This is a genomic window from Streptomyces sp. L2 (assembly GCF_004124325.1).
GTDB lineage: Bacteria > Actinomycetota > Actinomycetes > Streptomycetales > Streptomycetaceae > Streptomyces.
Window position 1 is genome coordinate 5,731,166 of sequence record NZ_QBDT01000001.1, and the last position, 22,036, is coordinate 5,753,201.

Annotated in this window: 19 protein-coding genes and 3 pseudogenes; 12 read left to right on the plus strand and 10 right to left on the minus strand. The window is 71.4% G+C overall.

Translation table 11 applies throughout. The features are described 5' to 3' along the window. The first annotated feature begins 111 nt into the window (after positions 1–111). Both DBP14_RS25585 and DBP14_RS25590 read left to right on the plus strand, forming a co-directional pair. Positions 112–1,002, plus strand: coding sequence for a hypothetical protein (locus tag DBP14_RS25585; protein WP_129309458.1), 891 nt, complete (start codon positions 112–114; stop codon positions 1,000–1,002). Continuing rightward, a complete protein-coding gene (locus tag DBP14_RS25590; RefSeq protein ID WP_129309459.1) occupies positions 995–1,639 on the plus strand; it encodes a PhzF family phenazine biosynthesis protein in 645 nt (214 codons plus the stop codon). The genes DBP14_RS25585 and DBP14_RS25590 overlap by 8 nt, the downstream gene beginning before the upstream one ends. 20 nt (positions 1,640–1,659) lie before the next feature. Here the strand turns inward: DBP14_RS25590 and DBP14_RS25595 are convergent, their stop codons facing one another. Beyond that, the gene (locus tag DBP14_RS25595; protein ID WP_129309460.1) at positions 1,660–2,100 is read right to left on the minus strand and encodes a DUF3592 domain-containing protein; all 441 of its coding nucleotides are present in this window, start codon (positions 2,098–2,100) and stop codon (positions 1,660–1,662) included. Between the two features lie 429 nt (positions 2,101–2,529). Between DBP14_RS25595 and DBP14_RS25600 the strand changes: the two genes are divergently transcribed. Continuing rightward, a complete protein-coding gene (locus DBP14_RS25600) occupies positions 2,530–4,197 on the plus strand; it encodes a hypothetical protein (RefSeq protein ID WP_206739348.1) in 1,668 nt (555 codons plus the stop codon). A gap of 21 nt (positions 4,198–4,218) precedes the next feature. Here DBP14_RS25600 and DBP14_RS25605 read toward each other — a convergent pair. Next, positions 4,219–4,428, minus strand: a pseudogene (locus DBP14_RS25605) (site-specific integrase); the annotation flags it as partial. A gap of 134 nt (positions 4,429–4,562) precedes the next feature. Here DBP14_RS25605 and DBP14_RS37335 point away from each other — a divergent pair. Beyond that, positions 4,563–4,697, plus strand: a complete 135-nt coding sequence (locus DBP14_RS37335; protein WP_277752732.1) for a hypothetical protein — start codon at positions 4,563–4,565, stop codon at positions 4,695–4,697. Between the two features lie 309 nt (positions 4,698–5,006). Here DBP14_RS37335 and map read toward each other — a convergent pair whose 3' ends face one another. Next, on the minus strand, positions 5,007–5,864 hold the full coding sequence (map, locus tag DBP14_RS25610) for a type I methionyl aminopeptidase (RefSeq protein ID WP_129309461.1): 858 nt from the start codon (positions 5,862–5,864) through the stop codon (positions 5,007–5,009). A 58-nt stretch (positions 5,865–5,922) separates the two neighbouring features. On the opposite strand from map, the gene DBP14_RS25615 reads away from it, so the two are divergent. Beyond that, positions 5,923–6,153 carry a hypothetical protein gene (locus DBP14_RS25615; protein WP_129309462.1) on the plus strand — a complete coding sequence of 77 codons (231 nt, stop codon included), beginning with the start codon at positions 5,923–5,925 and terminating at the stop codon, positions 6,151–6,153. Here DBP14_RS25615 and DBP14_RS25620 read toward each other — a convergent pair whose 3' ends face one another. From DBP14_RS25620 to DBP14_RS25635, 3 genes and pseudogenes are all read right to left on the minus strand, one after another. Further along, positions 6,154–7,452, minus strand: a complete 1,299-nt coding sequence (locus DBP14_RS25620; protein ID WP_129309463.1) for an MFS transporter — start codon at positions 7,450–7,452, stop codon at positions 6,154–6,156. A 91-nt stretch (positions 7,453–7,543) separates the two neighbouring features. Then, positions 7,544–7,804 (minus strand): annotated as a pseudogene (locus tag DBP14_RS25625) (hypothetical protein); the annotation flags it as partial. A gap of 354 nt (positions 7,805–8,158) precedes the next feature. Beyond that, a pseudogene (locus DBP14_RS25635) lies at positions 8,159–8,479 on the minus strand (hypothetical protein); the annotation flags it as partial. A gap of 108 nt (positions 8,480–8,587) precedes the next feature. Between DBP14_RS25635 and npdG the strand changes: the two are divergent. Further along, positions 8,588–9,310: an NADPH-dependent F420 reductase gene (gene npdG / locus DBP14_RS25640; protein WP_129309464.1), complete on the plus strand. Its 723-nt coding sequence runs from the start codon at positions 8,588–8,590 to the stop codon at positions 9,308–9,310. 97 nt (positions 9,311–9,407) lie between these two features. Further along, positions 9,408–9,587 carry a hypothetical protein gene (locus DBP14_RS25645; protein ID WP_129309465.1) on the plus strand — a complete coding sequence of 60 codons (180 nt, stop codon included), beginning with the start codon at positions 9,408–9,410 and terminating at the stop codon, positions 9,585–9,587. A gap of 24 nt (positions 9,588–9,611) precedes the next feature. On the opposite strand, the gene DBP14_RS25650 is transcribed toward DBP14_RS25645, so the two are convergent. After that, on the minus strand, positions 9,612–10,412 hold the full coding sequence (locus DBP14_RS25650; RefSeq protein WP_129309466.1) for a site-2 protease family protein: 801 nt from the start codon (positions 10,410–10,412) through the stop codon (positions 9,612–9,614). 240 nt (positions 10,413–10,652) lie between these two features. Between DBP14_RS25650 and DBP14_RS25655 the strand changes: the two genes are divergently transcribed. After that, a complete protein-coding gene (locus DBP14_RS25655; protein ID WP_129309467.1) occupies positions 10,653–13,925 on the plus strand; it encodes a BTAD domain-containing putative transcriptional regulator in 3,273 nt (1,090 codons plus the stop codon). A gap of 47 nt (positions 13,926–13,972) precedes the next feature. Here DBP14_RS25655 and DBP14_RS25660 read toward each other — a convergent pair whose 3' ends face one another. The 3 genes from DBP14_RS25660 to panB form a co-directional block, all read right to left on the minus strand. Continuing rightward, positions 13,973–14,788 carry an ABC transporter permease gene (locus DBP14_RS25660; protein ID WP_129309468.1) on the minus strand — a complete coding sequence of 272 codons (816 nt, stop codon included), beginning with the start codon at positions 14,786–14,788 and terminating at the stop codon, positions 13,973–13,975. Next, positions 14,785–15,810: an ATP-binding cassette domain-containing protein gene (locus DBP14_RS25665; protein ID WP_164992408.1), complete on the minus strand. Its 1,026-nt coding sequence runs from the start codon at positions 15,808–15,810 to the stop codon at positions 14,785–14,787. Before DBP14_RS25665 ends, DBP14_RS25660 begins: the two co-directional genes overlap by 4 nt. A 157-nt stretch (positions 15,811–15,967) precedes the next feature. Further along, positions 15,968–16,834 carry a 3-methyl-2-oxobutanoate hydroxymethyltransferase gene (panB, locus tag DBP14_RS25670; protein WP_129309470.1) on the minus strand — a complete coding sequence of 289 codons (867 nt, stop codon included), beginning with the start codon at positions 16,832–16,834 and terminating at the stop codon, positions 15,968–15,970. Between the two features lie 198 nt (positions 16,835–17,032). Between panB and DBP14_RS25675 the strand changes: the two genes are divergently transcribed. The 4 genes from DBP14_RS25675 (at position 17,033) to DBP14_RS25690 (ending at position 22,019) form a co-directional block, all read left to right on the plus strand. Continuing rightward, on the plus strand, positions 17,033–18,619 hold the full coding sequence (locus DBP14_RS25675) for an MFS transporter (RefSeq protein WP_206739350.1): 1,587 nt from the start codon (positions 17,033–17,035) through the stop codon (positions 18,617–18,619). Positions 18,620–18,737: 118 nt separating this feature from the next. Next, positions 18,738–19,367 carry a TetR/AcrR family transcriptional regulator gene (locus DBP14_RS25680; protein WP_129309471.1) on the plus strand — a complete coding sequence of 210 codons (630 nt, stop codon included), beginning with the start codon at positions 18,738–18,740 and terminating at the stop codon, positions 19,365–19,367. A 301-nt stretch (positions 19,368–19,668) separates the two neighbouring features. Further along, positions 19,669–20,718: an endonuclease/exonuclease/phosphatase family protein gene (locus DBP14_RS25685; RefSeq protein ID WP_129309472.1), complete on the plus strand. Its 1,050-nt coding sequence runs from the start codon at positions 19,669–19,671 to the stop codon at positions 20,716–20,718. An 83-nt stretch (positions 20,719–20,801) separates the two neighbouring features. Continuing rightward, complete coding sequence (locus DBP14_RS25690; RefSeq protein WP_129309473.1) at positions 20,802–22,019, plus strand: MFS transporter; 1,218 nt, start codon at positions 20,802–20,804, stop codon at positions 22,017–22,019. The last annotated feature ends 17 nt before the right edge of the window (positions 22,020–22,036 follow it).

Sequence of the window (22,036 nt, forward strand, 5' to 3'; positions counted from 1 at the left end):
GGTGGGGATTCAGCTCCACGGAAAGATCACAGACACGGCTTGATGTCGACGGCTTGAAGAGAGCGCCAATAACCGGTAAGGGGCGCGCCAAGGGGTGGGAGGGTGGCCGGTATGGGGAACGGGATCGCACGCGGGGAAGCGCTGGGCGGCCGGCTGGTGCTGGAGATCGAGGGGCGGCCGGGCCCACCCGGGCTGCGCTTCGAGTGGGCGGACGCCGGCCGGCTGCTGCTCAGGCAGTCCGGGCGGCCGCTGCTGCTGGGCCGGACCGACGGCGACGCCTGCTGCCCGGAGCTGTATCTGCACCGCCTCGACGGCTACGGCTCCCCCCTGCCGCCCATCCGCTCCACGGAGGCGAGATCGGCGCGCAACTGGGTGCACGCGTACGCCCGCCACCTCGAACAGGCCGACGGCACCCCGCTGAGCGACGGCCGCTGGGAGTTCGCCCTGCGCACCGGCACCCCGCGGTACATCTGGACCTCCGACTTCGTCAGCGAGTGGCCAGGCGGTCGGCTGGGCCTGTACTGCGGCGGAGGCTGGAGCGGTGTCCTGCCCCTGCGCCGGCTGTCGTCACCCCAGGCCGGCCGGGTGAAGGCATACCGCAAGCACGCCCGCGAGGGCACACTCGCACCCGTGCTCCTGTGGTGGGTGTCCTTCCTGAACGGCTGCGTCCTGCTCGACGGCCACGACCGCGCGGTGGCCGCACTGGCGGAGGGCCGGACGCCCGACTGCGTCATGGTGACCCGGGTGGCCGACGGCGACGCGTGGCAGCGGAGCATCGCCTCGGTCCACGACGCCTACGCGCAGCAGCTCGCACAGTTCGCCACACGCCCACCCGGGCCGGGAACGGACCGCCAGCGAGCCGCCGTCGAGAAGGGCTACGGCGACACACTCGCGGAGCTGCCCTACTGCTCGGAACACACCCGAACCTGGGACCTCCCGGGCGGAGCCCCCGCCTGGGACGCGCTCGCGAAGGCCGCGATGTTTCAATTCCCGGGTGACTGACTACGACGTACTCCGCGTCTTCTGCGGCCCCGACGGCGGCTACGGCAACGAACTCGGCGTCGTCCGCGAGGGCTCCCACCTCCCCGAGCGGGGCGACCGGCAGGAACTCGCCGCCAAACTCGGCTTCAGCGAGACCGTGTTCGTGGACGACCCCGAGCGCGGCGTCATCGACATCTACACCCCCACCCTGCGCCTGCCGTTCGCCGGTCACCCCTGCGTCGGCACGGCCTGGCTCCTCGACGTCCCCGAACTGGTCACCCCCGCCGGCGTGGTCGGCACCCGCCTGGACGGCGAGTTCACCTGGATCGAGGCCCGCGCGGAGTGGGCCCCACCCCGCACCCTGCGCCAGTACGGCACGGCAGCCGAGGTCGACTTGCTCCCCGTCCCCCCGCCCGGCGACTGGCTCTACGCCTGGGCCTGGGAGGACGAGTCCGCCGGCCGCATCCGCGCCCGCGCCTTCCCCGGCCGCGACGACGGCATCACCGAGGACGAGGCCACCGGCGCCGCCGCCCTCCTCCTCACCGACCAACTCGGCCGCGCCCTCAACATCACCCAGGGCAAGGGCTCCCAGATCCTCACGGCACCCCAGCCGCACGGGTGGGTGGAGGTCGGGGGGCGGGTGATCCTGGAACGCTGACATCACCGGGCGTCCCGGTGCTACCAGCCGCGCACCGTGAAGATCATGGCGAGCCCGGCGACGAACAGCGTCCCTCCGCCGCCGCCCAGGAGGTACACGGCAAGGCGCTCGCCCTTGTACTCGATGTCCCCGCGAGTTCCGGTCTTGGCACGCTCGGGCCGGCTGGGATCGTAGATGGCCGCAACCACGTCGCCCGGCGAACCCATCGGCTCCAGGAGTACTTCGCAGAACTCGCCGCCGGCTTCGTCCCCCGGCAGCTTCACCGCGAAGAAGCACCGAAGCAGCAGCCCGCGTCCGGGCGCCGTACGGACGATGGTCGCCTCACCCTCGATCCCGTGCCGCTCCAGCCTGCGCAAGCGTCGGTAGTCCACAAAGCTCTGCGCCTGGATGAGCAGACCGCAGGTGCCCAGAAACACGAAAAATATGCCCGCGAGATCGACCGGGCCGCCTGGCTCCCACATTGTGCATCCCCCTCCGCGAAGCCCAAACCGGGTGAGGATGATTCAACAGGCAAGGGACACCTGGATCAACCGAACGGGCAACGGCCGCCGCGTCGCGAAGCAGGGCCGTCAGGGCAGCGAGGCCACGGCCGTCACGGTCCGGGAAGGCGAGTGACACGGCAGGCGTAACGAAGTGCACGTGGCGTATCGCGGGTGGACATGTCGCGGTATTAGCCCGGATCAGGATTTTCAAGCCCAGTTAATCGGGCGACTCCGCCCTCGCCTTCCGTCGCTTGCCTGTCCGGACGGGGCAAATTTCGGCGCGCCCCCGACATGCACAATATCCGCTCTACCAGTGGGAGTTGAGTACATGCCTCGCGCGCGGGGTGGGGGAGACGTGGTACGGCCGCTTTCGGCAGATCTGGGCGGCGTCGGGGTCTGAGGGCTTCGGTGGCCGCCTTCGCTGTTTTTGCGGCCGTGTTGTCGCTGCCCGCGCAGCAGGCGTCTGCGGCTCTGGGTGGGTCGGATCCGGCGCCGTTGTCGGAGGGGCAGCAGGCGTTGGCGGACGCGCAGGAGTCCGGTCAGCAGGTCGAGGTGATGAGTCAGCGCACGGACCGGACGACGGTGTTCGCCAATCCGGACGGCTATTCGTTCACGCTGCATGAGTCGAGTGTTCCGATTCGGGTGGCGACGGCTGGTGGTGGCTGGCAGGCGCCTGATGCCACGCTGGAGAAGCGGTCCGACGGGTCGGTGGCGCCGAAGGCCTCGGCCGTGGGGATGACGTTCTCCGGTGGCGGTGACAAGGCGCCGCTGGCTCGGATCACCGATGAGGGCCGGTCTTTGGAGCTGTCCTGGCCGGGCAGCCTGCCGGCACCGAAGCTCGACGGCACCAGCGCCGTGTACCCGGATGTCCTGCCGGGTGTTGACCTTCAGCTGAACGCGACGCCGGAGAGTTTCGAGACGGTGTTCGTGGTGAAGACGGCTGAGGCCGCGGCGAACGATCAGTTGAAGAAGCTGACGTTCGGGATGACGGCGGACGGCCTGGCTGTGCGTGAGGGCCCGTCGGGGAACCTCGCGGCGGTGGATGGCAGCGGCCTTACGGTGTTCAAGGCCCCCCCGGCCCAGATGTGGGACTCGGCGGGCCAGGCATCCGGGACGCAGCCGCAGCTGATGCGAACCGAGGCTGTCGGTACGGACGGTTCCGGGCCGGCCGGCACGTCGGTGACGGCGCCGGCGGACGCGGGTGTGGAACCCGGCCAGGGCGACACCGTGGCACGCATGGACATGGAGGTCGGCAAGAACTCACTGTCCGTCGTACCGGACGCGAAGATGCTCGACGAGACGGCCGCCTCGGCGTTCCCGGTGTTCATCGACCCGCCGGTGACCTGGGGCGAGTCGGAGCGCAACCTGCTGCGCAGTGACGGTTACGAGTCCTACGCGTGGGGCAACGGCGACGACGACCAGGGCAAGGGCGCGGGTAAATGCGGTACGTGGAGCGGCTACTACTGCGGTCCGGGGTATGTGCAGCGCCTGTACTTCGAGTTCTCCCCTGCGAATCTGAAGGGCAAGAAGGTTCTGGATGCCACGTTCCAGGTGACGGAGCCTTGGGCGTTCCAGTGTGATCCGCGTGTGGTGGATCTGGAGCGGACGAACAACATCTCCTCGTCCACGACGTGGTCGACGCGGCCGAAGCAGTTGGACCTGATGGTGGACCAGACCGTGTCGGCGGGGCGCGGGTCGTTGTGTGATCCGGACTCGCCGACGAAGCCGATCGAGTTCAACGACAGTGCCGCGGAGTCGAACGAGAATCTGACTCCGACGGTGAAGGATTTCGCGGCGGGCAAGTTCTCCCGTCTGACGCTGGAGCTCCGTGCGGCTGACGAGTCGGACACCTCGGCGTGGAAGCGGTTCAGGAACGACGCGGAACTCGTGGTGCAGTATGTGGGCCTGCCGGACAAGGCGACCGGGGTCGGGCTGAACGTGAACAGCAAGCCGGTGTGCGAGCACGACGAGTCGGACCCTCCTTTTGGCTGCCATTTGGCAGTCCATCACCAGTGTCAAAATAAACCCCAGAGGGCCTACCGGATTTGTTTCCGGTCGGGCCCCCGGGTTGTCTGAGGACAGTAGTTGACGGCAACGTCAGTGGACAGGTGCTACGCAAGGCGAAGGCGGGTCGTCTCCGTCGTCGCTCTCGACTCGGTCGCCGAGCGCGTATCCGAGGAGGTCAATGACTTGGCGCTGGAGGCGGAGTCGTACGTGGGCGTACAGCGTTGCGGTCACGCCGATGTGGGCATACCCCAGCAACTCCTTGATGACGTCGAGTTCGACGCCCTGTTCCAGTAGCAGGCTTGTCTGTTCGCGATACAACTCCAGGTACGGGTTCATCGAGTGGGTGGCGGATGGCGACTTGGAAGTTACAAACGTCACAGGATCTTCTCGCGACCGGGAACTGACGAGTTGATCCGGAAATCCTTGCTGATTACATGGTTGATCGGCAGGTGATGCACCGAATTGCGCGACTGTGCGAAATTATTTTTGACGCACTTGAGGTCGTCATTGGTGCAGAAGAGGGCGAGGCGGTCGCCGAAGAGGCGTACCACTACGAAGACCCAGCCTGAAGCCCGTTACTGTAGTCGAGAGAGACTAGCGGCTCTGCGGGAGCGTATTCGCACTGAACGCCGTGATTCTCATGGGCCCCACCGAGAAATCTCGGTGGGGCCCATGAGAATCACCCCGGGGTTCGGTAGAGACCCTGCTGATCAACCTTCCCGGAGCACGGGTCTACAGCGATGCGTAGACCCGTGGGCGAATCCGTTTGGGTGCAGTTCTTTCGAGGGCCTCTGGTGCTCCGACCTGCGCTTCGCCGCATGTCGGTCTATCCGCGATGTGCGGCGAACCCTGAGAAGAGTCGCGCTCCAGCCGGTTCGTCAGGGCAGGGTGAGGATGTCCGCGCCGGTGGCCGTGACGACCAGGGTGTGTTCGAACTGGGCTGTGCGTTTGCGGTCCTTGGTGACGACCGTCCAGCCGTCGTCCCACATGTCGTACTCGTGGGTGCCGAGGGTCAGCATGGGCTCGATGGTGAAGGTCATGCCGGGCTGCATGACCGTCGTCGCGTGGGGGCTGTCGTAGTGCGGGATGATCAGGCCGGAGTGGAACGCGGAGCTGATGCCGTGGCCGGTGAAGTCGCGTACGACGCCGTAGCCGAAGCGCTTGGCGTACGACTCGATGACCCGGCCGATGATGTTGATCTGCCGGCCCGGCCGGACCGCCTTGATCGCCCGGTTGAGGGACTCGCGGGTCCGCTCCACCAGCAGCCGCGACTCCTCGTCCACGTCGCCGACGAGATAGGTCGCGTTGTTGTCGCCGTGCACCCCGCCGATGTACGCCGTCACGTCCAGGTTGACGATGTCGCCGTCACGCAGGACCGTCGAGTCCGGGATGCCGTGGCAGATGACCTCGTTGACGCTGGTGCACAGCGACTTGGGGAAGCCGCGGTAGCCGAGGGTGGAGGGGTAGGCGCCGTGGTCGCACATAAACTCGTGGGCGACCTTGTCCAGTTGGTCGGTGGTGACGCCGGGGGCGATGAGCTTCGCCGCCTCCTCCATCGCCTGCGCGGCGATCCGCCCTGCGATCCGCATCGCCTCCACGGTCTGAGGGGTCTGCACCTCCGGTCCGGTGTACGGCGCCGGCGCGGGCTTGCCCACGTACTCGGGGCGGCGGATGTTTCCCGGGACCGAACGGGTGGGAGAAAGCTCCCCTGGTACGAGCAGCGACTGGCCAGACATGCCAGCGAGTCTAACCAGCGGGCATGGGGGAACATGTCGACGGCGAGAGGAGCTGATCATGGCCCTGTTCAAGAAGCGCACGGTGGGCAAGCCCGGCGAGTGGTACTACTGCCTGCGGCACAAGAAGGTCGAGGAGGGCCCCGAGTGCCCGGCGAAGGACCGCTTCGGGCCGTACGCCAGCCCCCAGGAGGCCGCGCGGGCCATGGACCTCGTGCGCGAGCGCAACCTGGAGTGGGAGAACGATCCGCGGTGGCACGATCGCGCGGAGGGTGATGAGGGCGAGAGCTGATCAGCCGGTGATCGGCTCGGCGACGTCCTTGGGGGCGGGTGGCGTGGCGGCCGCTCGGCGCTCTCGCATGCGGATCGCGTGCTCGTCCGTCCTGGCGTCGTACCTCATCAGGCCCGGCAGGCACAGCGCCAGCAGGCCGATCGCGCCCGCGCAGGCCAGGCCGCCGGACCAGACGGAGGCCCGTACGCCCGCCCAGGCGGCCACGCCGCCCGCGCGGACCTGGCCCAGCTGCGGGCCCACCGAGTAGGACAACAGTTCGATCCCGGCGAGGCGGCCGCGCAGCTCGTCCGGGATCGTCTGGTTCCACATCGCGGACCGGAAGACCCCGCTGACCATGTCGAAGGCGCCGCTCGCCGCCAGGAGCAGCAGTACCAGCCAGACGTTCCGGCAGAGTCCGGCCCCCGCGACCGCGACGCCGAAGCCAGTGGCCGCGAGGGCGACCATCCGGCCGTGCCGGTGGACGCGCGAGGTCCAGCCGCTGGTCAGGCTCACCAGCAGCGCGCCGGCCGGGAGGGCCGCGTACATCAGGCCCAGGGACCAGGGGGCGTCCAGGTCGTCCGCGAGGAACGGCAGCACCGCGAGCGGCATGGCGAGGAACATCGCCGCGAGGTCGACGGCGTACGTGCCGAGGAGGTCCTTGCGGCTCCAGGCGTAGCGGGCGCCCTCCGCGATGGCCTGCAGCGAGGGCTTCGCCGCCTCGTGGGAGGCGGGGGAGGGGGCGATGCGCACCATGAACGCCAGCGAGACGGCGAAGGTCAGCAGGTCGGTGGCGTAGGCCCAGCCGAGGCCCGCGTACGCGACGACCACACCGGCGAGGGCCGGGCCGGCGACTCCGCCGACGGTCCACCGGAAAGAGTTCAGGGAGGCCGCGGCGGCCATGTCGTCGTGGGCGACGATGCGGGGCCACAGGGAGTCCAGGGCGGGGCGCTGTACGGCGCCCATCGCGGAGGACAGCGCGGCCACGAGGTACAGCGGCCAGACAGCGGGGTGCGGGAGCAGGGCGTTGCCCAGCAGGGCCACGCTGAGCAGGCCCTGGCCGGCCTCGGTCCACACGATCAGGCGGCGCTTGTCGAAGGCGTCGGCGAGGGCGCCGCCGTACAGGCCGCAGAGGATCAGGGGGAGCAGTTCTACGGCGCCGATCGCGCCGACGGCTGCCGCCGAGCCGGTGAGGTCCTTCAGCTGGACGGGGAGGGCGACGAAGGTCAGGAAGCTGCCGAAGTTGCTGATCAGGCCGGAGAGCCAGAGTCTGCGGAAGTCGAGCGAGGCTTTCCAGGGGGCGAGGTCGGGCAGCAGGGTCACGGGGAGCCATGTTCGATCGCCGCCCGGCGGCAAGCAAATACTTTTCCCGCCCACCCACCCGACTCGGCCTGCTGAGAAGTGGGCCGAAAAACTACCAGGGCGCCGGCGGCGGCGCCGTCAGCGCTTCGGCGAGGCGCGTCAGCCGGTCGCGGAAGCGCCGGCGGGACCGCGGGGGCCCCGCGTTCTCCCCGGCCGCCGCGCTCACCAGGTGCTGGACGCTGTCCAGGTCCAGCTCGGCCCCGGCCGGCACGGCCAGCGTGTCGTGGGACATCGCCGCCAGCTCACCCCCGCCCGCCCCCAACGACAACACCGTCACCCCGGCCCGCCGCGCCGAATGCACCCACTCCAGCAACTTCACCGGCTCTGCCGACCCCGGCCCCTGCCCTGTTCCCGGCCCCTGCCCCGGACCTGTTCCCGGCCTCGGCCCCGAACCCGGCCTCGGCCCCGAACCCGGCCTCGGCCCCGAACCCGGCCTCGGACCCGGACCCGGCCCCGGCCCCGGCCTCGGACCCACACCTGACGTCGACCCCGGGCCCCAACCTGACAGCGACCCCGGCCCCGGCCCTGCTCCCGGCCCCGGCCCTGCTCCCGGCCCCGAACCCGACCCCGACCCGGGCCCCGAACCCGATGCGCGCCCCGGCCCCCAACCTGGCTCCGACCCCGGACCCAAGCCCGCCCCCGCCCCCGACCCCACTTCCCTCACCCCCGGCGTCACCACCAACAGCGTCTCGCCGCGGCGGGCCGCCTCGATTCGGCCCGGGCCGACCGCGAGGTGGGCCGGGTCGGTCGGGCGGGCGTGGTGACGTACCAGGGTCGGGGCGAGCTCGGGGGTGCCGGACCACGCGGCCTCGTCCACGAGGTGGGCGGCCAGGTGCCACGGCTCGTACTCAGCCGTGCCCACCAGCAGCAGGCCGCCGCCGTGCGCCACCACCGACCCCCGCAGCACCCCCGCGAAGCGGCGCGTGGCGTCCAGCCACTCGGTTCCGGCGAGCACTTCGCGCAGCAGCGCGACCCGTACGGCGTCCATGCGACCGCATCCTGTACCAACCCCGCGCCCGCCACCCGCCGTTCACCCCGAATTCGCCCGCCCCGGTGACGCTCCCCGCGGCGGCGCCGATCACCGTAGAGTCGGCGTATGACCTCAACGACCTCCAGCGAGACCGGCGGCGCGGCGCAGAAGGCCCCCGCCAAGGACCCCTGGGACCTGCCCGACGTCTCCGGCCTCGTCGTCGGCGTGCTCGGCGGCACCGGACCGCAGGGCAAGGGCCTCGCCTACCGCCTCGCCAAGGCCGGCCAGAAGGTGATCATCGGCTCCCGTGCCGCCGAGCGCGCGCAGGCCGCCGCCGAGGAACTCGGTCACGGTGTCGAGGGCGCCGACAACGCCGAGACCGCGCGCCGCAGCGACATCGTGATCGTCGCCGTACCGTGGGACGGCCACGGCGAGACCCTGGCCTCGCTGCGCGCGGACCTGGCCGGCAAGCTCGTCGTGGACTGCGTCAATCCGCTCGGCTTCGACAAGAAGGGGGCGTACGCCCTCAAGCCCGAGGAGGGCAGCGCCGCCGAGCAGGCCGCCGCCCTGCTGCCGGACAGCCGGGTCGCCGCCGCCTTCCACCACCTCTCCGCCGTCCTGCTCCAGGACCCGGACATCGACGAGATCGACACCGACGTGATGGTGCTGGGCGAGGAGCGGGCGGACGTGGAGATCGTGCAGGCGCTGGCCGGCCGCATCGCCGGCATGCGCGGCGTCTTCGCGGGCCGGCTGCGCAACGCCCACCAGGTCGAGTCGCTGGTCGCGAACCTGATCTCCGTCAACCGCCGGTACAAGGCGCACGCCGGGCTCCGCGTCACCGACGTGTGAGCCGGGGAGAGGGATGAGGGACACTGGTCGGCGAAGCGGTACGGCAGAGCAGTACCGCCGCAGTCCGACCCGTGTCCCCGACAGGAGCCCGACCCCCATGCCCCGGATCGCCCTCTACACCCTCGTCGTCTGCGTCCTCGCCGTGGCCGCCGCCGTCGTCTCCTTCGCCCAGGGCAGCTGGCTCGGGATCGTCTGGGTGCTGCTGGCGGGCCTCACGTCCAACATGACCTGGTACTACGTCAAGCGTGCCAAGGCGACGAAGTCCGTCACCGGCTGATCCAGCCCATCACCGGCTGACCCGCTACACGCCGGGCGTGCACATGTCCGGCGTGCCCTCCCAGAAGCGGTACAGCCAGTAGCCGCAGTCCGAGAAGCCCGTGTCCACGTGCAGGCCGCGCAGCACCGCGTCGACCAGGTCGAAGAACGCCAGGTTGATCGACGGCACCCACAGCAGCGCGAACACGAACAGCAGGCCGTACGGCGCGAAGGGCTGGATCTGGCGCTTGACGCCGTACGACAGCCAGGGCTCGATTACGCCGTAGCCGTCCAGGCCCGGGACCGGCAGGAAGTTCAGGATCGCCGCCGACACCTGGAGCAGCGCCAGGAACGCCAGCGCGTACCGGAAGTCGCTCGGTACGCCGTCCAGAGCGTGCAGCCAGAACGGGGCCGTGCAGACCAGGGCGAACAGGACGTTCGTCAGCGGGCCCGCCGCCGAGATCAGGCTGTGCCGCCAGCGGCCCCGGATGCGGTCCCGCTCGATGAACACCGCGCCGCCCGGCAGACCGATGCCGCCCATGATCACGAACAGCACCGGGAGTACGACGCTCAGCAGGGCGTGCGTGTACTTCATCGGGTTCAGTGTGAGGTAGCCCTTCGCGCCGATCGAGATGTCCCCGCTGTGCAGAGCGGTCCGGGCGTGCGCGTACTCGTGCAGGCACAGGGAGACCAGCCAGGCCGCCGTCACGAACAGGAACACCGCGACGCCCCGCTGCTCGGCGAACCCCGTCCAGGTCGCCCACCCGGTCACGCCCGTGACGGCCAGGATCCCGACGAACACGGGACTGACCCGGCGGTCGCTGCGGCGGGTGGCGGCGGTCGTCATGGGCGGGACTCCTGGGGTGCGTCGGTGGGGTGTGTCGGTGAGGTGCGCGGGGTCGACCGTACAGGTGCGGAGGGAAGGCCGACCGTACCCGGCCGGAGAACGGCGACCACCAGCGCGGCCCGGACCGGTCCCTTCGGCCGGAGATCGAGGTCCCCGTAGCCGACGGACCCTCACCCTCGACTCCTCCCGGTTCACGCGCGTCTGAAACCCGGAAGCGGTGACCCGGCGTCCCCGGTGACAATGGACCCCGTGCGATACCGCCTCCTCGGACCCACCCAGGCGCTCCGCCCCGACGGCACGGCCGTCCCCGTCGGCGGGGCGCGCCTGCGTGCCCTGCTGTGCGTGCTCGCCCTGCGGGCGGGGCGTACCGTGCCGACGGGAGTGCTCGTCGACGAGGTGTGGGGCGCCGATCCGCCCGCCGACGCGGCCGGTGCCCTCCAGGCGCTGGTCGGCCGGCTGCGCCGGGCCCTCGGCGCGGACGCCGTCGCCTCCGCCGAGGGCGGCTACCGGCTCACCGCCACCCCGGACGACGTCGACCTGACCCGTTTCGACCGGCTCACCGGCGACGGCCTGCGTGCCCTCGCCGACGGCGACGCGGCCAAGGCCGCCGCCGTCCTGGACGACTCCCTCGCCCTGTGGCACGGCCCGCCGCTGGCCGACCTGCCCGACCGCACCGCGGACGCCGCCCGCTGGGAGACCCGCCGCCTCGACGCCCTGCGCGGCCGGCACACCGCCGCCCTCGCCCTCGGCCAGGCCGAACAGGCGCTGCCCGAACTGGCCGCCCTGTGCGACGGCCACCCCCTGGACGAGCCTCTCCAGGCGCTCCGGCTGCGCGCCCTGCGCGACGCGGGCCGCCCCGCCGAGGCGCTGGCCGCCTACGAGGACGTACGACGGCTCCTCGCGGACCGGCTCGGCTCCGACCCCGGACCCGAACTGCGCGCCCTGCACGCCGCGTTGCTGACCGAACCCGAACCTGCGCCCAAACCCGCACCCGGCCCCGCCGCCCCGGCGCTCGGCAACCTGCCCGCCCGGCTCACCTCCTTCGTCGGCCGGGAGACCGACATCGCGGCCATCGGCGCCGACCTCGCCGCCGCCCGGCTGGTCACGCTGCTCGGCCCCGGCGGCGCCGGCAAGACCCGGCTGTCCCAGGAGGCGGCCGACGCCGTACGGCACACCGTCCGCGACGGCGTGTGGCTGGCCGAACTCGCGCCCGTGGACGACCCCGACGCCGTACCTCGGGCCGTCCTCACCGCGATCGGCGCCCGCGAGACGGTGCTGCACGGGGCGGGCGTGGAGACCATGCGTGCCGTGTCCGAGCGCAGCGACGACCCCGTCGCGCGGCTTTTGGAGCACTGCGCCCGGCGCCGCATGCTGATCATCCTCGACAACTGCGAGCACGTCGTCGAGGCCGCAGCCCACCTCGCCCAGCTCCTCCTGGCCCGCTGCCCCGGACTGACCGTGCTCGCCACCAGCCGCGAACCCCTGGGCGTGCCGGGGGAGTTGGTGCGGCCCGTGGACCCGCTCCCGGAGCCGGTCGCGCTGCGCCTGCTCGCCGACCGGGGCGCCGCCGCCCGGCCGGACTTCCAGGTGGCCGGTGACCCGGCGGCCTGCGCCGAGATCTGCCGCCGCCTGGACGGCCTGCCCCTGGCGATCGAGCTGGCGGCGGCCCGGCTGCGCATGCTGACACCCCGCCAGATAGCTGACCGGCTCGACGACCGCTTCCGGCTGCTCACCTCCGGCAGCCGCACCGTGCTGCCCCGCCAGCAGACCCTGCGCGCCGTCGTCGACTGGTCATGGGAGCTGCTCGACGCGGACGAACGCGAGGTCCTGGCCCGGCTGTCGGTGTTCGCCGGCGGCTGCGACCTGGCCGCCGCCGAAGCCGTGTGCGGGCCCGCCGCGCTCGACGCGCTCGGCTCCCTCGTCGACAAGTCCCTCGTGGTCGCCGCCCCGTCGGCGGACGGCGCGATGCGCTACCGGCTGCTGGAGACCGTCGCCGAGTACGCCGCCGAACGGCTCGACGAGACCGGCGACCGGACCGTCGCCGAGCGCGCCCATCTGACGTACTACCGTGAACTCGCCCGCACCACCGACCCGTTGCTGCGCGGCTCCGGACAGCGCGCCGCCATCGAACGGCTCCAGCTGGAGTACGAGAACCTGCGCACCGCCCTGCGGCACGCCGTCGCCGTACGCGACGAGCAGGAGGGCCTGTCGCTCGTGCTTTCCATGGTCTGGTTCTGGCAGATGCGCGACCTGCGCATCGAGACCCGCACCTGGTGCAGCGAGGTCATGGCGCTCGGCCCCGACCCGTTCACCGAGCCGGTGCGCCGCGCCGAGCCGGTCTGGCAGCGCTGCACCGACGTCCCGCCCCCGCTCACCGGGGAACTCCTCGCCGAGGCCCGGCGCGGCGTCCACCTCGCCCATCTCGCCTGCATGGACACCGAACTCGACCTGTGGCAGACCCCCGAGGCCCAGGCCAAGCTGCGCGTCATCACCCAGGTCTACGAGCCCGGCCTGCCGCAGACCTGCCGCACCCCGGGCATGGTGTGGTTCTTCGCCGAGATGCTCACCAACGGCGTGGACCGGCTGCGTGTCATCCTCGACGCCGCCGTGGAGACCTGCCGGAGCCTCGACGGCTACGAGTGGGAGCTGGCCGGGGCCCTCCAGTTGCGCGCCAACCTCCTCGCCAACCGCACCGCGTGGGCGGGCGACGCCGGCCGGGACGCCGACGAGGCCCTGGAGATCTACCAGCGCCTCGGTGACGTCTGGGGCGCCGCCGAGGCGCTGTCCGCCCGCGGCGAGGCCCATGAACGCAAGGGCGACCACCAGCGGGCCGTCTCCGCCTACTCGGCGGCCGTCGAACTCGCCGAACGCCTCGGCGCCCGCGCCCAGATGGCGGTGCTCAACGCCCGGCTCGGCAACGTGCTCATGGAGACCGGCGAGGCGGAGCGCGGTGAGCGGCTGCTGCGGGACGTCCTCGCCCGTGACGACGGCAGCGGCAGCGAGGCGCGGCCCGCCGCCCGCCTCTTCCTCGCCTGCTGGCTCTCCCTGACCGACCGGGCCGGTGAGGCCCGTGAGCAACTACGGCTGCTGCGCGAGGACTTCAGGATCGCCCACTTCGTCGTCTTCGACGCGCTGATCCTCAGCCAGGAGGCCTGGCTGGACGCGCTCGACGGGGCGCCCGAGGACGCCCGCACCCGCATCCGCGACGCGCTGCGGCTCGCCGGCGACCCGCTGTCCCAGGCCATCACCCCGCACCTGAACAGCATCTGCCTCACCGTCGCCGCGATGGCCCTCGCCCGCGTCGACGGCGGCGTTCGCGCCCGCGACGCCGCCCGCTGCCTGGCCACCGCGGACGCCCTGCTGCCCGACGGCCACGTCCCCTCCGGGGTGGAGCGGCGGGTGTACGACCGCACGGTGAGCCGGATCCGGGAGGCCCTGGACGAGGAGGCGTACCGGACCGCGTACGCCGAGGGCGGCGGCCTCTCCCTCGCGGAGGCCACCGCCCTGGTGTGAGCCGCCCACGGGCCGGCTCCGACGTCAGCTCTTCGTGCGGAAGGACGTCAGCTCTTCGTGCGGAACTTGTGGATCGCGACCGGCGCCATCACCGCGGTGATCCCCACGGACCAGGCCAGCGTCACCCACAGGTCGTGGGCGACCGGACCGCCCACCATCAGCCCGCGGGCCGAGTCGGCCAGCGTGGACAGCGGGTTGTAGTCGGTGAAGGTCTGGAGCCAGCCCGGCATCGACTTCGTCGGCGCGAAGATCGACGAGCCGAACTGCAGCGGGAACAGCACCAGGAAGCCCATGGCCTGCACGGACTGCGCGTTCTTCAGCATCACGCCGAGGGTGAGGAACACCCACATGATCGACGAGGCGAACGCCGCGGACAGCCCGACGGTCGCGAACAGCCCCGCCCAGTGACGGATGTGGAAACCGACCAGGACGGCGACGACCATCAGCACCGCCGTCGCGAACAGCATCCGGCCCAGCTCCACCGCGATCTTCGCGAACAGCACCGAGCCGCGCCCGATCGGCAGCGACCGGAAACGGTCCATGACCCCGCTGTTGAAGTCCTGGCTGAACCCGGTGCCGACGCCCTGGGAGAGGGTCATGCTCATCATCGCCAGCATGCCGGGGATGACGTACTGGACGTATCTCTCCTGACCGCCGCCGAGCGCCTGCCCGATCGAGCCGCCGAAGACGTACACGAACAGCAGGGTGAACACGATCGGCATCAGCAGCGCGTCGAACATCGACTCGGGGTCCTGGCGGATCCACAGCAGGTTGCGGCGGATCAGCGCGCCGGTGTGCCGCAGGTGGCCGCGCAGGGAGATACGGGGGTCGGCGGGGACGTGCGTGGTCGTGACGGCGCTCATACGGCGACCTCCTGGCGGGCGTCGGCGGGGACGGACTCCTGCGGGGCACTGGCACGGTGGCCGGTGAGGGACAGGAACACCTCGTCCAGGCTGGGCAGTTCGGTGGTGATGGAGGACAGGGTGATGCCGCGCGCGGTGACGGCGCCGACCACGGCGGTCAGCTGCTCGTCGCTGAGGATCGGCACCAGCAGCGTCCCGGTCTCGACGTCGACCGTGGTGCTCGCGAGGCCGGTGATGCCCAGCTCGTCCAGCATCCCGGCGAGCGGGCGCAGCTCCATCGGGTCCAGCGGCCGGACGCGCAGGCTGCGCCCGCCGACCCTGGCCTTCAGCTCCTCGATGCCGCCGTTCGCGATGACCTTGCCGCGGTCCACGACGGTCAGCTCGGAGGCGAGCTGCTCGGCCTCCTCCATGTACTGGGTGGTGAGCAGCACGGTGACGCCGTCGCCGACCATGGTCTTCACCTCGTCCCAGACCTCGTTGCGAGTACGGGGGTCGAGGCCGGTCGTCGGCTCGTCCAGGTACAGCACGGCGGGCCGGCCGATCATGGAGGCGGCCAGGTCGAGGCGGCGCCGCATGCCGCCGGAGTAGGTGCTCGCGGGGCGCTTGGCGGCCTCGGTCAGCGAGAACCGCTCCAGCAGCTCGTCGGCGCGGGCGCGGGCCTCCTTGCGGGGGAGGTCGAGCAGCCGCCCGATCATGTAGAGGTTCTCCCACCCGGGGAGCTTCTCGTCCACGGACGCGTACTGGCCGGTGAGGCCGATCACCCGGCGCAGCTGGCGGGGCTGGCGTACGACGTCGTAGCCGGCCACGGTCGCATGGCCGGAGTCGGGGGCCAGGAGGGTGGAGAGGATCCGTACCAGGGTGGTCTTGCCGGCGCCGTTCGGCCCGAGCACACCCATCACGGTGCCCTCGCGCACGTCCAGGTCGACGCCGTCCAGCGCCTTAGTCTCGCCGTAGTGCTTGACCAGTCCCCGTACGGTCACGGCGTGGTGTACGCCGGCGGGGTTGTCGTCGATGCGTGTCATGGAGACGACAGTGCCAGCGCCCGCCGACAAACAGCCGACAACGAACCGACAGCCACCGACAGCCACCGACAGCCACCGACAACTTCCCGACGATCAAAAGGCCGCCCCCGCCGACGGGGGACGGTCGGCGGGGGCGGCCAGGTGTTGCCGCAGTGGCTCAGTGGACGGAGTTCTCCTCCTGGGGGAACGTCCCGGAGACGACGTCCTCGGCGAACTCCTTCACCGCGTTCCCCATGACCTCACGCAGGTTCGCGTACTTCTTGACGAACTTCGGCACCCGGCCCGGCGTCAGCCCCAGCATGTCGGTCCACACCAGCACCTGCGCGTCCGTCTCCGGGCCGGCGCCGATGCCGACGGTCGGGATGTGCAGCACCCGGGTGACCTCGGCCGCCAGCTCCGCCGGAACCAGCTCCAGGACGACCGCGAACGCGCCCGCGTCCTGCACGGCCTTGGCGTCGCGCAGCATCTGCTGCGCGGCCTCCTCACCGCGCCCCTGGACGCGGTAGCCCATCGCGTTGACGGACTGCGGGGTCAGCCCGATGTGGGCCATGACCGGGATACCGGACTCCACCAGCAGCCGGATCTGCTCGTGCGACCGTTCGCCGCCCTCCAGCTTGACCGCGCCGACCCCGGCGTCCTTCACCAGCCGGGTCGCCGAGCGCAGCGCCTGCACCGGGCCCTCCTGGTAGGAGCCGAAGGGCAGGTCGCCGACGATCAGGGAGCGGGTCGTCCCGCGGACGACGGCCGCCGACAGCATGGTCATCTCGTCGAGGGTGACGGGCACGGTGGTCTCGTATCCGAGGTGGCAGTTGCCCGCCGAGTCGCCGACGAGGATCACCGGGATACCGGCCTCGTCGAAGACGGACGCGGTCATCGCGTCGTAGGCGGTCAGCATGGGCCACTTCTCGCCCCGCTCCTTGGCGAGGGCGATGTCGCGGACGGTGATGCGGCGCGTGCCCTTGCCCCCGTACAGCGCCTTGCTGCCGTCGGAGGGCTTGTTCTGGGCAGCCGAAAGCTGCGTCATTGCAACGCTCCTTCAGTCATCTCGAGGCGCCCTGACGGCGTCCCCGGATCCCCTCCATGGTGGCACCTCGTGTCAGGGAGGGCCAGGGGGCCCGCCTGTGATCCCTGAGGCGCGGCAAACTCCCCGGTGAGTAAGGTCTGGGTAAAGTAATTCAGATACGAGACGGTGCCGTATTGAAATGGCCGTAGGCTCGAACACATGACAACCTCCGCCCCTGCCTCCCGGATACCGGAAGCGGTGCACCGGCGCCGCTGGGCCATCCTCGGCGTCCTCATGCTGAGCCTGCTCATCGTGGTGCTCGACAACTCGATCCTGAACGTCGCCATCAAGACGATCTCCAGCCCGGCGCCCACCGGTCTGGGTGCCACCCAGAGCGAGATCGAGTGGGCGATCAACGCCTACACCCTGGTCTTCGCGGGTCTGCTGTTCACCGCCGGGCTGGTCGGCGACCGCGTCGGCCGCAAGAAGGTGCTGCTCGGCGGCATCCTGCTGTTCGGCATCGGCTCGGCCCTGGCCGCGGAGTCCGGCTCGCCGGACCAGCTGATCGCCTACCGCGCGGTGATGGCGCTCGGCGCGGCCTTCGTGATGCCCGCCACCCTCGCCGTGCTGATGAACGTCTTCGAGCGCGAGGAGCAGCCCAAGGCGATCGGCATCTGGGCCGGCGGTGTCGGCCTGGCCATCGCCATCGGCCCGATCACCGGCGGCGAGCTGCTGGACCACTTCTGGTGGGGCTCCGTCTTCTTCGTCAACGTGCCGATCGTGATCCTCGCGTTCGTGCTGATGCTGTGGCTGGTGCCGGACTCCCGCGACCCCAAGCCGGGCCGCCTCGACCCCATCGGCGTGGTCCTGTCCGTCGTCGGCCTGGTCCTGCTGGTCTACGGCATCATCAAGGGCGGCGAGCTGGCCGACTTCACCGACCCGAAGGTGCTCGCGGCCATCCTCGGCGGTGCCGCCGTGCTCGCCGCGTTCATCGTCTTCGAGAAGCGCAGCGACCACCCGTCGCTGGACGTCACCTACTTCAAGAACAAGGTCTTCTCGGCCGCCATGGCCGCCATCGCGCTGGTCTTCTTCGCGCTGATGGGCGTCACCTTCTTCTCCGTCTTCTACATCCAGAGCGTGCGCGGCTACTCGCCGCTCCAGGCCGGCCTGATGATGCTGCCGCTGGCCGCCGCGCAGATGATCTTCGCGCCGCGCGCCCGGCTGGTCGTCGACCGGTTCGGCAACAAGGCGACCACCACCGGCGGGCTGGTGCTGATCGCCGCGACCCTGGCCACGTTCGCGACCTTCGAGGCCGACACGCCGATCTGGATCCTGGAGGTCATCTTCTTCCTCATGGGCACCGGCATGGCGCACATCATGACGCCGACCTCCGTCGTCATCATGCAGGCCCTGCCGCGCGAGAAGGCCGGCTCCGCCTCCGCGCTCAGCAACACCTTCCGCCAGGTCGGCGGCGCGCTCGGCATCGCCGTCCTCGGCTCGGTGCTGTCCACGGCCTACCGCAACGGCATCGAGGGCAAGCTCGGCGCGCTGCCGCCGAACCTGCGGGACACCGCCGGCGAGTCCATCGAGGCCACCCTCGGCATCGCCGAGAAGCTCGGCCGGGGCGGCCAGGCGCTGATCACCCCCGCCAACGACGCCTTCCTGCACGCCATGCACGTCACCGCCCTGTGGGGTACGGGTGTCGCGCTCGTCGGCGCCGTGGTGGTCGCCGCGTTCCTGCCGGGCAAGCCGCCGGCCGGCCGGCAGGACGAGGAGGAGCCGCAGTTGGTCGCCGCGGGCGAGTGACGCGGCCCGGCCGACGGGGGAGCCGGCCACCGCGAGCGAGTGAACGACGGAGGCGTCACTACGGGGGGAGGAGGCGGCTGCGGGAGAATTCCCGCAGCACAGTGAAGGGACGAATGACGTGAGTCTTGCCGCCGGCCGGCCCCGCACGGACGGCCCCGCCCGGGGACGCCCCCGCAGCGAGGCGGTGGAACGGGCCATCATCGAGGGCGTGATGAAACTCCTGGAGGACGGCGTCCCCTTCGCCGAACTCTCCATCGAGCGCGTCGCCCGCACCGCCGGTGTCGGCAAGGCCACCATCTACCGCCGCTGGGCCGGCAAGGAGGAGCTCTTCGTCGACGTCGTCCGCGCCGCCGAACCCGCCGAGCCCGAACTCCCCGGCACCTCCATGCGCGACGACCTCGTCGTCCTGCTGGAGTCCCTGCGCCTGCGCGGTCTGGCCCACCGCTCCTCGGCGATCCTGCACAACGTCCACGCCCAGATCAAGAGCAGCCCCAAGCTGTGGGAGGCGTACCACGCGGGCGTCATACTGCCCCGGCGCAACCTCGGCCTGGAGGTGCTGCGGCGGGGTCAGCGCGACGGCGAACTCCGCACGGACGTCGACCTGGAACTGGCCAACGACATGTTCGTCGGCCCGATCCTCGTCCGCAGCGTCATGCGCCCCGACGCCGACCTGCCGGATGACCTCGCCGAGAGGGTCGTCGACACGGTCCTGGCCGGACTGCGCCCGCCCGACGCGACACGGCCGTAGTCGGGTCAGGTCCGCCTCACCGTCGCAGTCAGGTCCGCCTCACGGCCGTAGTCAGGTCCGCCTCACGGCCCGTCAGCCGAGGTCCACAGCCCGTCAGCTCGACAATGCCGTAGCGCCCATGTGCGCGTTTCGTCACAGACCCGCCCGCACCACCGGCCACCGGAACCCTCCGTACCGCCCTGTTCGTCCTCGACTTGCGTAGGGCCGTCATGGGACGGCGGGAACGGAACCGGTCATCCCCTAGGGTCGGACGGACACGGGGGAGCGAACGGTGTGTACGGCGGGCAGTGAGGCAGACGGTATGGCGCAGCAGGCGTACGTGACGGAGACGGACAACCCGGGCCCGGCGCCCGAGCGACCGGGAACCCGGCTGCGCCGCCTGGCATCGAGACTGCTCGACGGCTGGCGCGGCGACCCGCGCGTCTGGCGCCGGGGGATCGTCCTCGCTCTGCTCGCCCTGCTGCTCGCCCTGGTGATGGTGCTGCACGCGCACGTGCCCAACCGGATCGGCAACCTGGGCAGCCTCACCGAGACGTTCCTGCCCTGGTTCGGCGTGTTCATCCCGGTGCTGCTCGTCCTCGCCGTGGTGCGCAAGTCGGCGACGGCGCTGATCGCCGTCGTGCTCCCGGCCCTGGTGTGGCTGAACCTGTTCGGCGGGCTGCTCACCGCCAAGACGGACGGCGGCGGCGACTTCATGGTGGCCACGCACAACGTCAACGCCGACAACCCCGACCCGACGGCCACCGCCCAGGACGTCGCCTCCTCCGGCGCCGACGTGCTGGCCCTGGAGGAGGTGCCCGCCGCCGACGTGCCGGTGTACGAGAAGGCGCTGGCGCCGACGTACAAGTACCACGCGGTCGAGGGCACCGTCGGGCTGTGGAGCAAGTATCCGATGACGGGCGTGCGGGCCGTCGACATCAGGCTCGGCTGGAAGCGCGCCATGCGGGCCACCGTGGCGACCCCCGAGGGGCCGCTGGCGGTCTACGTCGCCCACCTGCCCTCGGTCCGGGTGAAGGTGGAGGCCGGCTTCACCGCCCGGCAGCGCGACCGGAGCGCGGACGCGCTGGGCCAGGCGATCGCCGACGAGCCGGTCAAGCGGGTGGTGTTGCTCGGCGACCTCAACGGCACGACGAACGACCGCTCGCTCAACGCCGTCACCTCCCAGATGCGCTCCACGCAGGGCGCCGCGGGCAGCGGGTTCGGCTTCAGCTGGCCGGCGTCGTTCCCGATGGCGCGGATCGACCACATCATGGTGAGGGGCGTCGACCCGGTCAGCTCCTGGACCCTGCCGCGCACCGCCAGCGACCACCTCCCGGTGGCCGCCCGTGTGAACCTCGACACGACCTCGTAACCCGCTGGAATGCTGGGCGTGAGAGACTTTGTTCCGTAGCTGAACATAAGCGTGACGGAACTCCCCGAAAGGTCTCTCCCTCCATGCCCCTGGCTCTGCTCGCCCTGGCCGTCGGCGCCTTCGGCATCGGTACCACGGAGTTCGTGATGATGGGCCTGCTGCCCGACGTCGCGGACGACCTGCACGTGTCCATACCGAGTGCCGGGCACCTGGTCTCGGCGTACGCGCTCGGCGTCGTCATCGGCGCCCCGCTGCTCGCCGCGCTCACCGCCCGGCTGTCCCGCCGCACGGTCCTCATCGCCCTCATGGCCCTGTTCGTCGCCGGGAACGCGATCTCCGCGCTCGCCCCCGGCTACGACTCCCTGCTCGCCGCACGTTTCCTCAGCGGACTGCCGCACGGCGCGTTCTTCGGCGTCGGCGCCGTGGTCGCCACCGGCATGGTCGCGCCGGAGCGCAAGGCCCGCTCGGTGTCCCTGATGTTCCTCGGGCTGACCGTCGCCAACGTCGCGGGCGTGCCCGTGGCCACGCTGATGGGCCAGCACCTGGGCTGGCGGGCCACCTTCCTCGCCGTCAGCGCGATCGGCCTCGCCGCGATTGCCTCCCTGGCCGCCCTCATTCCCCACGACCACGCGCACGCGGCCCCGGCGACCGGCCTGCGCGGCGAACTGGCCGCCCTGCGCTCCCTGCCCGTCTGGCTGGCCCTCGGTACGACGGTGGCGGGCTTCGGCGCCCTCTTCGCGGCCTACAGCTACGTCACCCCGATGCTGACCGACTCCGCCGGGTTCGCCGAGTCCAGCGTGACCCTCCTGCTGGCCCTGTTCGGCGTGGGCGCGACCGCGGGCAACCTGCTGGGCGGCCGCCTCGCCGACCACTCCCTGCGCGGCACCCTCTTCGGCGGCCTCGCCTTCCTCGGCGCCGTGCTCCTCCTCTTCCCCCTTCTCATGCGCGCGGAGTGGAGCGCGGCCCTCGGGGTGACCCTCCTCGGCATGGCGGCGTTCATCACCGGTTCCCCGCTCCAGCTGATGGTCATGGAGAAGGCCGCCGCCGCGCCCTCCCTCGCCTCCTCGGCCAACCAGGCGGCCTTCAACCTCGCCAACGCCGGCGGCGCCTGGATCGGCGGCGTCGCCCTGGCGGCGGGCTTCGGCAACACCTCCCCGGCCCTCGCCGGCGCGGCCCTCGCGGTCCTGGGGCTCGGCGTGGCCGCCGTGGCCTACGCGGTGGACCGGCGAGCGGCCGCCCCTTCCGCGGGCCGGGTCGTGACCGGGCACCTGCCCGCACCCCAGGACGCGGTACGGCACTGAGCCGGTCCGGCACTGGC

What these genes read in the sequence shown, in the direction of transcription:
- DBP14_RS25585 (WP_129309458.1), top strand. Translation starts at nt 112, where the DNA reads ATGGGGAACGGGATCGCACGCGGGGAAGCGCTGGGCGGCCGGCTGGTG.
- DBP14_RS25595 (WP_129309460.1), bottom strand. Translation starts at nt 2,100, where the DNA reads ATGTGGGAGCCAGGCGGCCCGGTCGATCTCGCGGGCATATTTTTCGTG.
- DBP14_RS37335 (WP_277752732.1), top strand. Translation starts at nt 4,563, where the DNA reads ATGGTTGATCGGCAGGTGATGCACCGAATTGCGCGACTGTGCGAAATT.
- map (WP_129309461.1), bottom strand. Translation starts at nt 5,864, where the DNA reads ATGTCTGGCCAGTCGCTGCTCGTACCAGGGGAGCTTTCTCCCACCCGT.
- DBP14_RS25615 (WP_129309462.1), top strand. Translation starts at nt 5,923, where the DNA reads ATGGCCCTGTTCAAGAAGCGCACGGTGGGCAAGCCCGGCGAGTGGTAC.
- npdG (WP_129309464.1), top strand. Translation starts at nt 8,588, where the DNA reads ATGACCTCAACGACCTCCAGCGAGACCGGCGGCGCGGCGCAGAAGGCC.
- DBP14_RS25645 (WP_129309465.1), top strand. Translation starts at nt 9,408, where the DNA reads ATGCCCCGGATCGCCCTCTACACCCTCGTCGTCTGCGTCCTCGCCGTG.
- DBP14_RS25650 (WP_129309466.1), bottom strand. Translation starts at nt 10,412, where the DNA reads ATGACGACCGCCGCCACCCGCCGCAGCGACCGCCGGGTCAGTCCCGTG.
- DBP14_RS25655 (WP_129309467.1), top strand. Translation starts at nt 10,653, where the DNA reads ATGGACCCCGTGCGATACCGCCTCCTCGGACCCACCCAGGCGCTCCGC.
- DBP14_RS25660 (WP_129309468.1), bottom strand. Translation starts at nt 14,788, where the DNA reads ATGAGCGCCGTCACGACCACGCACGTCCCCGCCGACCCCCGTATCTCC.
- DBP14_RS25665 (WP_164992408.1), bottom strand. Translation starts at nt 15,810, where the DNA reads ATGACACGCATCGACGACAACCCCGCCGGCGTACACCACGCCGTGACC.
- panB (WP_129309470.1), bottom strand. Translation starts at nt 16,834, where the DNA reads ATGACGCAGCTTTCGGCTGCCCAGAACAAGCCCTCCGACGGCAGCAAG.
- DBP14_RS25675 (WP_206739350.1), top strand. Translation starts at nt 17,033, where the DNA reads ATGACAACCTCCGCCCCTGCCTCCCGGATACCGGAAGCGGTGCACCGG.
- DBP14_RS25685 (WP_129309472.1), top strand. Translation starts at nt 19,669, where the DNA reads ATGGCGCAGCAGGCGTACGTGACGGAGACGGACAACCCGGGCCCGGCG.
- DBP14_RS25690 (WP_129309473.1), top strand. Translation starts at nt 20,802, where the DNA reads ATGCCCCTGGCTCTGCTCGCCCTGGCCGTCGGCGCCTTCGGCATCGGT.